This is a genomic window from Bdellovibrionales bacterium (assembly GCA_018266295.1).
In the GTDB taxonomy this organism is placed as follows: domain Bacteria; phylum Bdellovibrionota; class Bdellovibrionia; order Bdellovibrionales; family Bdellovibrionaceae; genus JACMRP01.
The window spans coordinates 862,815-877,379 of record JAFEAQ010000011.1 but is presented as its reverse complement, the minus strand read 5'-3'; the positions used below and the strand labels follow the sequence as shown (position 1 = coordinate 877,379).

Genomic DNA, 14,565 nt, shown 5'->3' with positions numbered 1-14,565 from the left:
TAAAGATCATGAAACGTCTTTTACTGTCGGTGATCACATGCAGCTTAGTTATCTTCTTGAGTGCGCCGTCTGCGTTCGCACAAGAAGAAGGTGGTGGCGACGCTCCCGCAGCGGCTCCTTCCTCAGGGGGCTCAAAATCCCGCCCTAAAGGCACTCGTACTCAGAAGTTGAACTTCGAGGATGAGTTGGTCGAGGGGGGAACGCAAAAACCAGAATTGTTTTATCTCTTTCAGAAGAAAAATTTCAACTATAAGCGTTTGATTAAGTTGAGACAAAATTTCATTCCTGAAATGAGAAAGACATCTGAAGACATTCAGCGCATTCGGGGTGGCACTTGAAATCTCCTGTCATACTTAGAGTTTTTAAAGGTACTCAACTGATCGAAGTGAAGCAGTTCGATCTGGATCAAATCGTGATCGGCCGTAACGCCGATGTCGGTTTGAATCTGGAAGCCGATGAGGTTTCACCGATTCACTGTTTGATTGAAATGAGAGATGCCGGCTACTACGTCTGCGATCTTGGCTCAACCACAGGAACTTTCAAGAACGGCCAATCGATTCTTGATGAAGCGCTGACTTCCGGTGATGAAATCGGAATCGGGCCATTCAAAATTAATTTCTTTGTAGGTATTCCTAAGCCAAAAGCGGCACCTCCAGGAAAAGTCGAAGCTCCAGCAGCGCCGGCTCCAACTCCTGTTGCTCCGGCAGCAGCAGTGATTCCAGAGGCTCCGAAGCATGAAGAACCTGCGGTTGTAGTAGCTCCTCCGCCGACTTCGGCTCAGCCGATTTCGATTCCGGATGCAGCGCCTAAGAGTGTCGCTCCGAGCATTCCGGCTGCAACTCCGGTTTTTGAAACGCCAAAAGCAGAAGTGAAGCATGAGCCGATTGCCGTCGTAAGAGAGGAGCAGAAACCTCGTATTGCAACGACTCCGGTTGTTGGTCCTGCGAAGGTTGAGACTCGTGCTCCAGGCAAAGGTTCTAAATTTAGAAAAGAAAAGAATAGAAAAACATATGCTCCTGTCAGCGAGATCAAAGATCTTCGTGATCATCTTCGCCCAGGTAAAGGGAATGTCGTAGAGGTTATTGTCAGCTGGCGCGAGCGCGTCTTGACGACTTACCACTATCGCACTCCAGGCATCGTGCGTTTAGGCCCGGGCGATCAGTACGAAATCAACATGCCAGATGGTGTTTGCCCAACTGGTTGGCCGCTTGTAGAGGTTGGCCCAGAAACTCGCGTTGCTGCGACTTCTGAAATGAATGTTGAAGTCATCACTAAGGCCGGCAAAAAAGGTGTCGATGAACTCATGCGTTCGGGGAAAGCTCAACGCACGGGTAATTCTGTCACTATGAAACTTGATCAAGAAGAAGTCTTCTTCATCGGTTTGCCATACAGTGATTTGCAACTATATGTTCGCTTCGTACCTCAGCCTCCAGTAATTCCAGTTCCGCCTTGGTTCCTCAGCAGTTCCGAGCTGACTGGTATGGTGATGTCTTTGATTCTTGTGGCATTGCTCGCGTTGTATGTTTACGCAACATCGCCTTCAATGATGGAAGAAGAGAAGAAGGAAGAGATCGTCGCGCAAGTTATCTTCGATAAGCCAAAACCAACTCCACCGCCAATTAAAGTGGTTGAGGAAAAGCCTATCGAAACGCCAACTCCAGCGCCTCCGAAGCCAACGCCGACTCCTAAAAAAGTCGTGATGGCTGACAAGCAGCAGGAAGTGGTGAACAAGGCGAAGAAGCCGGATCCAGCTCAAGCGTCTAAAAACTCTAAAGCTGGTGCAGCTTCCGAAGTTGCTCCGAAGCCGAACTCGCAAAACAAACCTAAGATCTACACTTCCGTTCACCAACAAGGTGGCGCGGTTAAGCAAGGTGCTACTGAGTCTGCAAATGCGCAAAGCAAAAACAAAGACGTCAGTAAAGTGGGTATGTTCGCGGCCCTCGGTGGTGGCGGTATCAGAAAGAATCTTGATAAAGCATATTCTGGTGCGGGTGAAATCCTCGGTACGGCTGCAAGTGCAACAGGTACTGCAGGTTCCAACTCAGACCGTGCGGGTGATGATATCGGCGGTAAGTTCAAAGATACAGGTGCCGGTGGTAAGGGAACTGCCACTGTGGGTATCGCCGGTGTCGGAACAAAAGGCCGTGGAACTGGTTACGGAACGGGTGATGGTCTCGGAGATAAAAACTCTGTGGCGATTGAGCCTGGTGGTGCCGAAGAAGACTTCGTAGGTACTATCGACCGTGAAGCCGTTCGCCGTGTGATCCGTGCAGGTCTTCGTGAGATCCGCGGTTGTTACGAGCGTGAGTTGAATAAGTTGAACAAGACACAACGTCTTGAGGGTAAGGTGGTTATCGGTTGGACGATTGCAGATCATGGACGCGCTTTGAATGCCAAAGTTGTGAGTTCATCTCTGAACAATCGTGCGGTTGAAAACTGCGTAAGAGATCGTCTGTCTACATGGAGATTCCCGGATCCGCCGGCGGGCACAGTGGCAGAAGTTAACTACCCATTCTACTTTAGAGCAGAAAATTAATTTTTAAGTTTATAAAATCCTTAAGGAGGAGAAAGTCGTGAACCCTACAGCAACACCTATCGATGCAGCCGCAGCGGCAGCTATGCAAGCCGCAGCAGCAACTGAAAACATGAACTTCATCCAAAGAGCCTTCACTGAAGGTGGATTTGTGATGTACGTGATCGCGTTGATCGCGATCATCTCGATCTTCTTGATCGTTGAGCGCGTAATGAAATTCAAAGCGCTTGCGGTTGATAAGAAAGACTTTACGGATCAAATCTTCCGTATGGTTGTGAGCGGTGACCTTCGCCAGGCGATTTCGTTCTGCGATGCTCGTCCAGCTCCTTTGACGAACACTGTAAAAGCCGGTCTTGTTCAAGCTATGAACAAACGCCCAGATGAAGAAATTCAAGTGGCGATGGATGCGGCAGTCATGAGAGAAATGCCAAAAGTAGAAGGTTGGACTTCTTTCTTGGCGGTATTCGGTAACATCGCCGTACTCGCGGGTCTTTTGGGTACGATCATCGGTATGATCGGTTCCTTCCGTGCGGTATCTGCAGCCGATCCAGCAACTAAAGCTCAAAAGCTCTCTGAAGGTATCTCGCATGCCTTGAATTGTACGGCTTTTGGTCTTTCAGTAGCGATCTTGGCGATCATTACTTACGGTTTGTTCCAGCACCAAATTCAAAAGACAGAAAATGAAGTTGTAGAAACTAGCATGAGTCTTTTGAACCTTGTAGTAGCTAACAGAGACAAAATTAAAGACTAATTTTTACTCTAGATTTCTAATTTTTATTTAAGGATTGAGTCATGGCACATGTAGAAGAGGGTGGTAAAAAGAAAGGTCGCGCGAAGAACGTAGAGTTGAATCTCGTTCCCGTGATCGACTTGATGTCCGTGTTGATCACGTTCCTTTTGATCACCGCCGTATGGACGCAGGTCAATATGATGCAAATCGGTAGCTCTCTCTACGGAAAGCAGCTCGATGATAAGAAGCCAACTCCGCCACCAAAATCGGATGTGGTTTTGAAAATCGATATTAAAGAGACCGGTTATGTTCTGACTGTCGGTAAACAGGTAATCAGTTTGCCTGTTAAAGGCGGTGAGTTCGATGACGCTGGTTTGATGGCTCAGTTACAAAGAGTGAAGCAGCTTTATCCAGAGAAAACGGATGCAGTTGTAACAATGGCTGACGACTTGCCATACGAACAACTTATCCGCGGAATGGATGACTGCTTGCAGTCTGGATTCCCTGCGATCTCAGTGGCGACAGGAGCGCCGATTTAATATGGCGATTTTTAGACCTGGTGAGAGACACCGCTATCATAATATTTTGAAGAAGCAACGGGGCAAGCGTGGCGTAACTGCTTTGCTCTCCCTGACTGCCATGGTGGATATGTTCACGGTTCTCGTGATCTTTCTTCTGCAAAACTACAACTCTACGGGTGAGATCCTTTACATCCCTAAAGAAGTGGTTCTGCCGAAGGCTGCCATCGTAAAAGAGTTGAAGCCGTCGATCGTTGTGACGGTTTCGAATAAAGAAGTTCTTATCGATAAGACGCGCGTTGCTACTTTTGACGAAGTCAAAGGCAACGAAGAGTGGATGATCAAGAACCTTTATGAACCTCTCAAGGTTGCCTTGGATAAAAAGAAGGCAGAATATGAGACCGGCCTGAAGAACAAAGTTAAAACAGCGGTCGACAATGCTCGTGGTCAAGAAGAAGAAGACCAAAACGCGTGGAGAAAAGTCACAATTCAAAGTGATAAAGACGTGGACTTCTTGACGGTGAAAAAGGTCATGTTTACAGTGACTGAAGCTGGCGCTGGTGAGATTAACTTCGCCGTAATGAAGCGCTCTAACGAGCAGACCTCGAATTAGTTTTCCAGGGGCTTCGAAAGAAGCCCTTTTTAAATTGGAAACCGTTCTAACAGCTTGAGGTCAAAGACGCGGTACGTGGCTGATTATGAACCTCAAAAATACATTATTCGTTATTCTCCTCGTCGCTCTCTTCGTTGAAGTTCTAGTTATTTTCCCTAACAGACTCGAACATAAAAAAGACGATGCTCCTATCGAGCTGACCCGCGATGAAAACGCGGAAGATAAAGACAAAGATAAAAATAAAGAACCTGATAAGAGCAAGATTGTTTCGGCGTCGCAAAAGGCGAAGGGCGTTCATCTTGTTGAAACTCAGCTTGGCAGCCGTGACTGGGAGCTTTTTTCGGAGACCGCTGAAGGCGATCAGGCCTCGAGCTGGGAGCTTCGCAATGTGCGGGTCCTTTTCTATAATAAAGAAAAGCTGAGCTTTACAGTGACGGGGGACCGCGGTTCGATTGATGGAAAGTCGAAAGATTTGCATATCCGCGGCAATGTTGTGACTAAATCTGAAAATGGCTACATTTTTAAAACCCCATCAATTTTCTACAATGCCAAGAAGCGCCAGATTCAAAGCCCAGAGAAAGTGAATATGCAGGGACCGAAGGATGAGATGGGCGACGGTTTCGTGTTGGATGGCGTGAATATGCTCGTTTTAGTCGACGAAAATCGTATGACGATGACTCAAAATGTTCGCGGCTCAAAGAAGTTCAAAGATGGTAAAGAGTTCTTTATTGTGAGTGACAAAGCGGATTTCTCGGGACAATCCCGCCAGGCGAAGTTTACCGGAAATGTCGAGGTAAAATACGATAACTTGCGTATGCAAGGTCCAGCCGCGATTTTCCAGTACAAAGGCAAAACAGATTTGATCAACTATATTCAGATGCAGGGTGGCGTTCGCGTTAATGACATGGACAAAGTGGCGACCGCCGAGACGGTGAATTTGGACCTTTTTAAGAATATTTTTACTTTCCGCGGAAAACCGAAGGTCATACAAAACAACGATGAGCTCTCTGGCGAGGAAATCATCTTTCTTGATGGCGGAAAAAAGGTTAAAGTAGAGAAAGTGCGAGCAAGACTCGAAAAGAAAGATTAGTAACAGAGTGAGCTACTTACAGATTAAAGAAATCTCAAAAGCATACAAAAAACGCCAAGTGGTGGATGGAGCCTCTTTTTCTGTAGAGTCCGGTCAAGTCGTCGGCTTGCTCGGACCCAACGGTGCCGGTAAAACGACATCGTTCTATATGGTGGTGGGACTCGTGAAGCCGGATTCGGGCCTTATCGAGCTTGATGCCCAGGATATTTCCAAAGAGCCCATGTACCGTCGTGCTCGTATTGGTTTGAGCTATCTCGCTCAGGAGCCAAGTATTTTCCGTAAGCTGACAGTAAGCGATAATATTATCGTGGCACTTGAAGCTCACGGTTACAGTGGAGCTCAGCGCGCCGAGAAGCTTGAGGCGTTGCTCTCTGACTTCCGCATTACTCATATCCGCGACAGTTACGGTTATGCTCTTTCCGGGGGAGAGCGACGCCGTGTCGAGATCGCCCGAGCCCTCGCAGGATCACCGAAATTCTTGCTCCTCGACGAGCCTTTCGCCGGGATTGACCCGATTGCCGTCAATGATATCCAGAGTATTATTCGCGAACTTAAGGCCAAAGGTATAGGAGTTTTGATTACAGATCATAACGTGCGTGAGACTCTGGGCATTTGCGATTATGCTTATATATTGAAAGACGGTAAAATTCAGGTCAGCGGAAGCACCGATGAAATCGCTAATTCCGAACTGGCCCGCAAATTCTACCTCGGCGAAAACTTCAGACTTTAGGAGATATAACTAGTGGCTCTTCGCCAGACGATGAACTTAAGCCAATCCTTGGTGATCACACCGCAGCTGCAACAGGCTATTAAACTGTTGCAGATGTCGCGTATGGAGCTTGAGTCCGCAGTTCGTTCTGAGCTCGAAGAGAACCCGATTCTCGAAGAAGCTGAAGTTCTAAAAGAAGAGGATCTGCAAAGAACCAAAGATGCTGCGACCGAAGTAGATGGTGGCAGTGCTGAAGTGGTGGATAACAACACCCAAGACCCGCAAAAACAAGATGAGTTCGAATGGGAAAGCTATTTCGAGCAGAATCAAAAGCCTCCGCAGTCGGGCATGGCTGGCAGTGAAGAGATTATGAACTATGAGAATGCGATTTCCGCGTCTCAGACGTTGCATGATCATCTCTATTGGCAGGTCAAAATGAATGGCTTCAGCGAGCACGAAGAAAAAGTCGCTGACTTGTTGTTGAACTTCATGGACGACGATGGCTATATCAAAACTCCGCTTGAGCAAATTGCAGCTGAAGAAAAGCTCGATATCGCTGACCTCGAAGATACATTGAGCCTCATTCACGAGTTCGATCCTCCGGGGGTTGGTGCCCGTGACCTCAAAGAGTGCTTGCTGATTCAGGCGAAGCACCTTGAAGAGGACACTCAAGATCTTGTGACTTTGATTAATAATCACCTGAAAGATCTCGAAAAGAAAAACTACGATGCGATTGCGAAAGCAATGGGCCGAGATATCGAAGAAGTGGTTGAGATGTGTAAGATCATCTACTCCATGGATCCGAAGCCGGGCCGCGCCTTCGTCAGTAACGAGACCCAGTATGTAACTCCGGACGTTTATGTCTATAAAGTCGGTGAAGACTTCGTTGTTTCTTTGAACGAAGACGGTCTCCCACGGCTAAAGATTTCAAATTTCTATAAAAACGTTTTAAAATCGGGCGATAAAAAGTCTGAAGATAAGACCCATGACTATATCCAAGAAAAGCTTCGTTCTGCGGTTTGGTTGATCAAGTCGATCCATCAAAGACAAAGAACGATCTACAAAGTGGCTGAAAGTATCGTGAAGCATCAACGCGAGTTCTTTGAAAAAGGCGCGGCATTCTTGAAGCCGATGATCCTCAGAGACATCGCAAATGATATCGGTATGCATGAATCCACCGTCAGCCGTGTAACGACTGCGAAGTATGTTCATACACCGCAAGGTATCTACGAACTTAAATACTTCTTCAATTCCGGCATTAGTTCATCGGATGGTGATGCGCTTGCGAGCGAATCAGTGAAATTGAAAATCAAAGATCTGGTTGCTAAAGAAGATCCAAAGAATCCATTGTCTGACCAAAAGATCGTGGAGATGCTCAAAGTCGAAGGCATTCAAATCGCCCGCCGGACAGTGGCAAAATATCGCGATATGCTGAAGATCTTACCTTCGAGCCAACGTAAAAAATTCTTCTAGAAATTCTTATTAATTCCCTGTTGTAGGCGCTTATATTTAGGTAGTTCACTTTTAATGGCGGCCCTGAGCGCCTTTTCAATCACCGGGATCAAATCGGCACGTTTTTTATTTAGCACGAGATAAAGCCGCATGTCGGTGTAGGGTTTTTCATCGATAACATAAATTTCTTTCCAGCTTGGGTTTCTCTCAAAAAATCCATCGATGATTTCATTCGCGAGGAGCACATAATCTATCCGTCCTGCTTTCACGAGTTGAAATGTTTGCATTGGGCTTTTGAATTCCAGACATTTGATTTTGTCGGCTTCTAGCTTCGCCTGTACCTGACGATTATTCAGCAAAGTACCGCAGCGGAAGTCTTTCATGTTTTCATGCTTAAATTTCGTATTACTCTTGAGATAGACGGCCTTAAAGTGAACGACGGCTAAAGGGTGAGTGCTGGTGATGAGATTTGAGAAGCCTTCAATCGACTCCTTATCACGAATCATTTCTCCATCGAGTTCGCCTTTGTCCGCTAAACTGGTTCCGCGAGTGACCGGCAGCGGGACAAAGGTCACAACGATATTTTCTTTCTTGAGTGCATTGGTGATGAATTCTTTGAGGTCGATAATGACCGGGAGCGCAACAAAGCTTTCCTGGGCCGCCAGAGAAATGTGAATCGACTCAGCCGCAGGGGCCGCAGGAAGCAACATGATGGTCGTCAGGAATAGAAGCAATGCTTTCACAGCTCTCATTCTGCAACTTGCCTTGTGACTAGGCAAATGATTGATCTCGGAACCGGATCGGATCAGAATAGAATTGCAGCCTCAGGGGGACAGAATGTCTGAATTCTTTCAAGAAGCTCCGCAGTTGAAAAATCAGTATACGGAAGATCGTTTGCTACAAGCTTATTTGCACTGGAGAATTCCGGCGCAAATTATGTCAAATCTCACGCCTCACTTGAAGCACCTCGGGCAACGAGTGGTGTCTGAGATGCTCGAATGGGCCGACGAAGCCGAGCGCAATCCGCCAAAGCATATTCCGTATGATCCATGGGGCCGCCGTATCGACGACATCGAAACTTGTCAGGGCTGGAAGAGCCTTGAAAGAGTCGCCGCTGAAGAGGGAATCATTGCTGCAGGCTATGAGCGTAAATACGCTGAATACTCCCGCATCTATCAAATGGCGTTGCTCTATCTTTATCATCCGTCATCGGCGATTTACTCTTGCCCGTTGGCAATGACTGATGGGGCGGCTCGCGCAATTGAACTCTATGGTGACGACTATTTAAAAAACAAAGCTTACAAGCATCTCACAAGCCGTGATCCAAACAGCTTTTGGACATCAGGCCAATGGATGACAGAAAGAACCGGAGGCTCTGACGTCAGCGGCACTTCGACAATCGCAAAAAAAGTCGGTGATCATTACGAGCTTCATGGCACGAAATGGTTTACTTCTGCGACGACTTCGCAAATGGCGATGACTTTGGCGCGTATCGAAGGCTCTGATCCGGGAAGCCGTGGTTTAAGTCTTTTCTATCTCGAGCTTCGCAATGACAAAAATGAACTCAACAAAATAATGGTCCATCGCTTGAAAGACAAGCTCGGCACCAAACCACTGCCCACCGCAGAACTCAGCCTTCAAGGAACTCCGGCTCGTCTTGTCGGCGGAGAAGGTGGCGGCGTTAAAAAAATCGCAAGCTTATTCAATATTACCCGTGTGTATAACTCAATCTGTTCGATCGGCCATATGCGCCGGGGCCTTGCTTTGGCGAAGGACTATTCCACTCGTCGTGTGGCCTTCGGTAAAAAGATCATCGATCATGCACTTCACGTTGAAACGCTGATGGACCAGTACGTGGATTATGCAGCCAGCTTTCACATCGTGATGAGAGCGGTTGAGCTTCTCGGTAAAGAAGAAAACGGTAAGGCCACTCCGGAAGAAAGCGCCTTGCTTCGGTTGCTGACTCCGGTGATTAAGTTGTTTGCGGGAAAAAGGGTCATGTCGGTCACTAGTGAAGTGATGGAGGTTTTCGGCGGTGCGGGTTATGTCGAAGACACCAAAATGCCTCGCATGCTTCGTGACGCTCAGGTGTTTTCAATCTGGGAAGGAACAACCAACGTCCTCAGTCTTGATGTTCTTCGCGCCATCGAGAAGGAAAATGCCTTTGTGCCTTTCATGAAAGAAATCGGCATGCGTTTGCAACACATCATGAAAGAGCCTATGGCCGGGCAGCAGCTCAAAGGCGAAGTTCTGGCCATTGAAAAAGCACTCAAAGACCTTGAGGCTTATTTTCATAAGGTGATTTCAGCCGGCCCCGCGGGGTTGGAGGATCTGCAGACAGGCGCCCGTTACTTTGCCTATAGCCTCGGGAATATTTTCTCGGCGACTTTGATGACGGAGTTTGCACTGCACACGAAGGATCTGCGCGATATTGAAACCGCGCGCCGCTGGTGCACGCGGACGCCGCTGTTTGTGGTGCCTGAGACTTCTTCAAGCCACCGCTTCTCGAACGCGGAAATTATCAAAGGTTTGTAAGCTTATTGAACACCGCGATTGCCGGAAGCGGCATTCGCGGATTTGACTTCACTGGCGACACCGCGGTCGCTTTTCCAATTCGGATCTGCAGCAGCCATGACGGTATCTCGCACTCCACGACAATCGTAGTTCTTAGCGGCCTTGCTTTGCAGCTCATTCGACATTTGATAGTATTGCTGACGATAGTAATCTTTCAGTTCCGTGTAGTTTTTCAGAGTCGGGCAAGGCTCTTCTCTAGGGGCGGCAGCTGTTGGCTGAACTCGGCATTCATAGTTGTCACCGTATGATGAATCACCGCCACCACGATAGCTACTGGTGTTCAGATTCATCGCTGTCGTAAATTTATCGAAGCGGACCTTTTCTTGGTCCATTTCAGTTTTGGCGGCCGCAGCCCCCTCAGTCAAGCTACGGCATTTTTTAAACACCACATTGCCGCGAGCATCACGCACGACGATTCCGTTCGGTGGCAAGAACTCGTCCCAGTCCTTTTGCGTGATTGTGCCGTAATTGCAGTTTTCTACCGTTGGATTCTTTACGCAGTTTTCTGCGCTGTAACTGGCAGAGGCTCCCAAAGAGTCGCCAGAAGCAGGTTTAATGACCGGATTAGAACTCGCGAAACCTGTGGCTCCGGAATTAGAAGGCGAAGCGGTGTTGCTGTTACTACTGGCAGGGGAGTTCACTACATTGCCGTTAGAATCCACCATTTTAGTCATGGCACCGAAGCCAATAGCTCCAGCAACGACGGTGACTGCGGCGGCCTTCTTGACGGCGGCTATTCTTGAATTTCGTAAGAGCTGACTGAGTGACATGATTCCATAATTATAAAACAAACCATGGAATCATGGGGATATAAACCAATAGACACTCTCAAATCGAGACGTTTCTACTGTTTCTTAACGAAGGCATCGATTGCATAGCCTGGGGCCAGAGAGCTGGTCACAGTGACATTTGTGCCTTTCAAAAGGTCTTCAATGGTTTTGTTTTTAAAGTCGATATCAAAGTCGATACGCTTTTGTCGATTTGAAGGACAAGTAAAGACGCCTTTGAAAACTGTGTTATTCGCGAAGGTGTCCATATTCCACGCCAGTTGAGTGTTCAAATTATAAGTGCCATTGCAAACTTCGTCCTCTTTGCCGCTGGGATAAACTCTTTGAATTTCAAAATCATTAGAGTCGATAATGTGGAACTTCAAATAAACTTTTTGAAATCCAACGCTCGCGGAGACCTTATAGTGTCCTACGATATTGCCGGGGCTTAGCTCCGCGGCCATGGTTTGCAAACTGATACCCAATAGCACCAAGGTGCTTAATAAAATTCTTTTCATGATTCCTCCAGGCCGAGAGAGTAAGAGGTCTCGGACTTCTTTTCTATGTTTGAAAGTGTGTTACTGAGAAAAAGCAAAGGAACGCAGGATCACTTATGTTGAAAGTCAGTGTCTCAAATTGAGGAAGGCTCCTGACTGGCGTGGGAACGTCCCTGTCAAGACTAGTCAGACAGTGATAAAAATCCTGACATGGGTTCTCTGTTAATTGCTTCTGAGCGGGAGCGCCTTTTGCATCCATACTCTGAGGGCGGGGGACAACGGATTGATGCGAAGGTATTTCACTTATCTCAAAGTAACTCTTTTGGTGGCTGTGATTTGTCAGAATTGCGGTCGCTATGGCGGTGTATTACCTCAAGATCAGAATGCCTACGCGTTCGTACCTTCCTCTTATACACAAAGCAAAGCCGAAGACATTTTCGATAGCTTCCCGCAAGGCCAAGCTGCCATGGATAATCTCTGCGCGCCGCCGCTGGGGAATGACATCATCAGCCGCGTCTTTTGCCAAGGCAACGTTCCTCAAGTTACAAGTCTTCGTGATCTCCAGAACGCTTTGGGTTTGGGTTTTACGAACGCCAGTCGTACGGGCCAAAACGGCCGTGGCGGAAATCCGGGCTTTGTACTGACGGGGCATTCAAGTTCGCTGGTTGCAAAGAATGTTTCATCTATTAATCCGCGCGCGGTTATCTTTACTCCTAATGTTAGCTTTCCCGGCAGTCCATATACGGTGATGTCGTACTCGCGGGGCGAGCAATTTGTCGAGATTGCAACGACGGATGATGACACTGGAGAACTCAATTTCTATGTCGTCAAATTTGACCAAGCTTGTAACGAAACTCACTCCTGTACACCCGGGGATTTATTGACTCCGGCGGTTGAAAAGAATTGGACGGGCTTTCAAATCTACGAAGACGGGGATCTCGCAAATACTATTTTGGATTGCCGCCAGTGCCATCAGCCGAAGGGGCCGGATCAGGCCCCGGGCCTGCGTATGCAAGAGATTGCGGCTCCTTTTACGCATTTCTTCTGGACAGCAAGTGAGTCAGGCAGTGCGATGATTTCTGATTACATCAATGCTCACGGGAGTACCGAGGACTACGGCGGAGTTCCTGCAAACCTCATTACAAAGTCAGATCCGCGTTTGCTTTCAAGTCTTGTACAGAACGCGGGCTTCGGGAATCAACCGAACGCCTTTCCGAGTGCAACAGTCGAGGCTGAGGTGAAAAGTCGCGGCTTCAGTCCGACATGGGATGGATTATTTATCAACTATGTCCGTGGGCAAGCCATTGCACCACCTTACTATAAAAATAGAATTAGCGATCCGAGTAAGCTTGCTTCGATGACGGCCGCTTATCAAAGTTTCCGCAGCGGCAGTATTCAGTCGCAGCAGCTGCCGGATATTCGCGAGATTTTCCCTGACGACGCGAAGTCGCTTTCTGAAATGGGTTTCCGCGCAAAGCCAGGGCTCGATGGAAAAACGCTTTTCGCCAATATGTGCATGCAATGCCATAACTCGAGCCTGGATCAAACCATCTCGAGAGCTAGGTTCAATGTTGAAAAAATGGATCAGATGAGTGCGGCTCAAAAGAACGCTGTCATGGAACGACTGGCGTTGCCGCAGGAGAGTCTCTATGTCATGCCACCAAGCCGGTTCCGCACTCTGACCGAGGATGAAAAGAGCTTGATGGTTCAGTATCTCAATCGCACGCAGTAGGGTGCTTGACCGGAACCCTAGTAACGAAGGACCGTGGCCCCGCTCGTGAGACCTGCCCCGAACGCCGCAAGCAAAACCGTGTGGCCGCGTTTCAGAGTCCCGTCTTCGATTTTTTCAGTGAGCAAAATCGGAATCGACGCGCTCGAGGTGTTGCCAACATCGGCAATGTTTGTCGGAATTTTTTCTGCAGGAATTTTTAGTTGTTTGGCAACGGCTTCAATAATTCTTAGGTTTGCCTGATGGATAAAGAAGTAGTCGATTTCATCCACTGTAAGCTGGGCTTTTTCAAGCGCCTCCGCACACGTGTCGCGCAAGAACTGCACGGCCGTTTTAAAAACTTCGCGTCCTTGCATCTCAATAAGGTGACGCTTGTTTTCGATATTTGAAACCGAAACCGGGTGGCGTGAAGCTCCCGCTGGAACTTGCAGCATCGAAGTGAAATCTCCACTGCTCAGCATTTTCGAAGAAAGAATCTGTGAACCCGCATCTTGATGCTGAGTCTGAGAAATCACCGCAGCTCCGGCGCCGTCACCAAACAAAATGCAAGAACCGCGGTCTTCATAGTTCACTAAGCGAGTCAGCGTTTCAGCGCCGACAATCAAAACATGCTTGGCGCTGCCTGCGCGAATGAAGTCATGCGCGATATTCATTGCATACAAAAAACCCGAACAAGCGGCGGTGAGGTCAAATGCCATGATTTGGCGACAGCCAAGGCGATTCTGCAAAAAGCACGCAGTGCTCGGAAGCGGTTGATCCGGAGTCACCGTCGCAACGATGATCGCATCGAGATCGTTTGCTTCAAGGCCGGCGCGATCCAGCGCCATTAGTGCCGCACGGTACGCGAGATCCGAAGTTGCCTCTTCGGGAGGGCAGACGTGACGCTGCTGAATACCCGTGCGCTCAATAATCCAGGCATCAGTGGTATCGACGATTTTTTCAAGATCAGCATTGCTCAGAGTTTGCGGTGGAAGGTAAGACCCCACGCCAGAAATTTTTGCTTCGAAAGACAGATTCATAGCCACGACCTTTCATTGCAGATGATGAGGGCGTTTCTACTCCGGACTTTGTTGAAAGCCAAGTGTTATAGATTAATTGCTGTTTACAAAAAACACACAGCATCTTCAAATATTTCTCGAATGAAAACTATTTCGTGGGCCTCCTCGGGCCAACGCCAAAACACCGCTCAGGAAAAGCGGTGATGTTTTAACCTTTTTACACCCTGGACCTGTCTCAAAATGAGAAGACCCCTCCCCCGGGATCTCAACTCATGACAGGAGGCAGAGCATCATTTTTATGTTCGAATAAAAACCACCAAGTTCCACTCATCTTTAGTCGAGCTTGACCGATAAG

General features: G+C 47.9%; 14 protein-coding genes. 10 read left to right on the top strand and 4 right to left on the bottom strand.

Going from position 1 to position 14,565, the window contains the following annotated elements:
• Nucleotides 1-8: 8 nt before the first annotated feature.
• From JSU04_13025 to rpoN, 8 genes are all read left to right on the top strand, one after another.
• Nucleotides 9-338: a hypothetical protein gene (locus tag JSU04_13025; GenBank protein MBS1971224.1), complete on the top strand. Its 330-nt coding sequence runs from the start codon at nucleotides 9-11 to the stop codon at nucleotides 336-338.
• Nucleotides 335-2,536 (top strand): AgmX/PglI C-terminal domain-containing protein, encoded by a 2,202-nt coding sequence (locus JSU04_13020; protein MBS1971223.1) that lies wholly within the window; start codon nucleotides 335-337, stop codon nucleotides 2,534-2,536. The genes JSU04_13025 and JSU04_13020 overlap by 4 nt, the downstream gene beginning before the upstream one ends.
• A 109-nt stretch (nucleotides 2,537-2,645) precedes the next feature.
• A complete protein-coding gene (locus JSU04_13015) occupies nucleotides 2,646-3,284 on the top strand; it encodes a MotA/TolQ/ExbB proton channel family protein (protein MBS1971222.1) in 639 nt (212 codons plus the stop codon).
• Between the two features lie 41 nt (nucleotides 3,285-3,325).
• Nucleotides 3,326-3,802 carry a biopolymer transporter ExbD gene (locus JSU04_13010; GenBank protein ID MBS1971221.1) on the top strand — a complete coding sequence of 159 codons (477 nt, stop codon included), beginning with the start codon at nucleotides 3,326-3,328 and terminating at the stop codon, nucleotides 3,800-3,802.
• 1 nt (nucleotide 3,803) lies between these two features.
• Entirely contained in the window at nucleotides 3,804-4,394 is a 591-nt protein-coding gene (locus JSU04_13005; GenBank protein ID MBS1971220.1) for a biopolymer transporter ExbD, read from the top strand.
• 85 nt (nucleotides 4,395-4,479) lie between these two features.
• On the top strand, nucleotides 4,480-5,484 hold the full coding sequence (gene lptC, locus JSU04_13000) for an LPS export ABC transporter periplasmic protein LptC (protein ID MBS1971219.1): 1,005 nt from the start codon (nucleotides 4,480-4,482) through the stop codon (nucleotides 5,482-5,484).
• A 7-nt stretch (nucleotides 5,485-5,491) separates the two neighbouring features.
• Nucleotides 5,492-6,214 carry an LPS export ABC transporter ATP-binding protein gene (lptB, locus tag JSU04_12995; GenBank protein ID MBS1971218.1) on the top strand — a complete coding sequence of 241 codons (723 nt, stop codon included), beginning with the start codon at nucleotides 5,492-5,494 and terminating at the stop codon, nucleotides 6,212-6,214.
• 30 nt (nucleotides 6,215-6,244) lie between these two features.
• Nucleotides 6,245-7,666, top strand: a complete 1,422-nt coding sequence (gene rpoN / locus JSU04_12990; GenBank protein ID MBS1971217.1) for an RNA polymerase factor sigma-54 — start codon at nucleotides 6,245-6,247, stop codon at nucleotides 7,664-7,666.
• Here rpoN and JSU04_12985 read toward each other — a convergent pair.
• Complete coding sequence (locus JSU04_12985; GenBank protein MBS1971216.1) at nucleotides 7,663-8,388, bottom strand: transporter substrate-binding domain-containing protein; 726 nt, start codon at nucleotides 8,386-8,388, stop codon at nucleotides 7,663-7,665. The two genes, rpoN and JSU04_12985, sit on opposite strands and share 4 nt — an antisense overlap.
• A 94-nt stretch (nucleotides 8,389-8,482) precedes the next feature.
• On the opposite strand from JSU04_12985, the gene JSU04_12980 reads away from it, so the two are divergent.
• Nucleotides 8,483-10,180 carry an acyl-CoA dehydrogenase family protein gene (locus JSU04_12980; protein ID MBS1971215.1) on the top strand — a complete coding sequence of 566 codons (1,698 nt, stop codon included), beginning with the start codon at nucleotides 8,483-8,485 and terminating at the stop codon, nucleotides 10,178-10,180.
• Nucleotides 10,181-10,182: 2 nt separating this feature from the next.
• On the opposite strand, the gene JSU04_12975 is transcribed toward JSU04_12980, so the two are convergent.
• The gene (locus JSU04_12975; GenBank protein MBS1971214.1) at nucleotides 10,183-10,989 is read right to left on the bottom strand and encodes a hypothetical protein; all 807 of its coding nucleotides are present in this window, start codon (nucleotides 10,987-10,989) and stop codon (nucleotides 10,183-10,185) included.
• Nucleotides 10,990-11,063: 74 nt separating this feature from the next.
• Complete coding sequence (locus JSU04_12970) at nucleotides 11,064-11,504, bottom strand: hypothetical protein (GenBank protein MBS1971213.1); 441 nt, start codon at nucleotides 11,502-11,504, stop codon at nucleotides 11,064-11,066.
• Nucleotides 11,505-11,766: 262 nt separating this feature from the next.
• Here JSU04_12970 and JSU04_12965 point away from each other — a divergent pair, with 262 nt between their 5' ends.
• Nucleotides 11,767-13,215 (top strand): hypothetical protein, encoded by a 1,449-nt coding sequence (locus tag JSU04_12965; protein MBS1971212.1) that lies wholly within the window; start codon nucleotides 11,767-11,769, stop codon nucleotides 13,213-13,215.
• A 17-nt stretch (nucleotides 13,216-13,232) separates the two neighbouring features.
• Here JSU04_12965 and JSU04_12960 read toward each other — a convergent pair whose 3' ends face one another.
• Nucleotides 13,233-14,231 carry a ketoacyl-ACP synthase III gene (locus JSU04_12960; protein ID MBS1971211.1) on the bottom strand — a complete coding sequence of 333 codons (999 nt, stop codon included), beginning with the start codon at nucleotides 14,229-14,231 and terminating at the stop codon, nucleotides 13,233-13,235.
• Nucleotides 14,232-14,565 lie beyond the last annotated feature (334 nt).

Coding starts and splice junctions, on each gene's coding strand:
- JSU04_13025 (MBS1971224.1), top strand. CDS start 9: ATGAAACGTCTTTTACTGTCGGTGATCACATGCAGCTTAGTTATCTTC.
- JSU04_13015 (MBS1971222.1), top strand. CDS start 2,646: ATGAACTTCATCCAAAGAGCCTTCACTGAAGGTGGATTTGTGATGTAC.
- JSU04_13010 (MBS1971221.1), top strand. CDS start 3,326: ATGGCACATGTAGAAGAGGGTGGTAAAAAGAAAGGTCGCGCGAAGAAC.
- JSU04_13005 (MBS1971220.1), top strand. CDS start 3,804: ATGGCGATTTTTAGACCTGGTGAGAGACACCGCTATCATAATATTTTG.
- lptC (MBS1971219.1), top strand. CDS start 4,480: ATGAACCTCAAAAATACATTATTCGTTATTCTCCTCGTCGCTCTCTTC.
- rpoN (MBS1971217.1), top strand. CDS start 6,245: ATGAACTTAAGCCAATCCTTGGTGATCACACCGCAGCTGCAACAGGCT.
- JSU04_12980 (MBS1971215.1), top strand. CDS start 8,483: ATGTCTGAATTCTTTCAAGAAGCTCCGCAGTTGAAAAATCAGTATACG.
- JSU04_12975 (MBS1971214.1), bottom strand. CDS start 10,989: ATGTCACTCAGTCAGCTCTTACGAAATTCAAGAATAGCCGCCGTCAAG.
- JSU04_12970 (MBS1971213.1), bottom strand. CDS start 11,504: ATGAAAAGAATTTTATTAAGCACCTTGGTGCTATTGGGTATCAGTTTG.
- JSU04_12960 (MBS1971211.1), bottom strand. CDS start 14,231: ATGAATCTGTCTTTCGAAGCAAAAATTTCTGGCGTGGGGTCTTACCTT.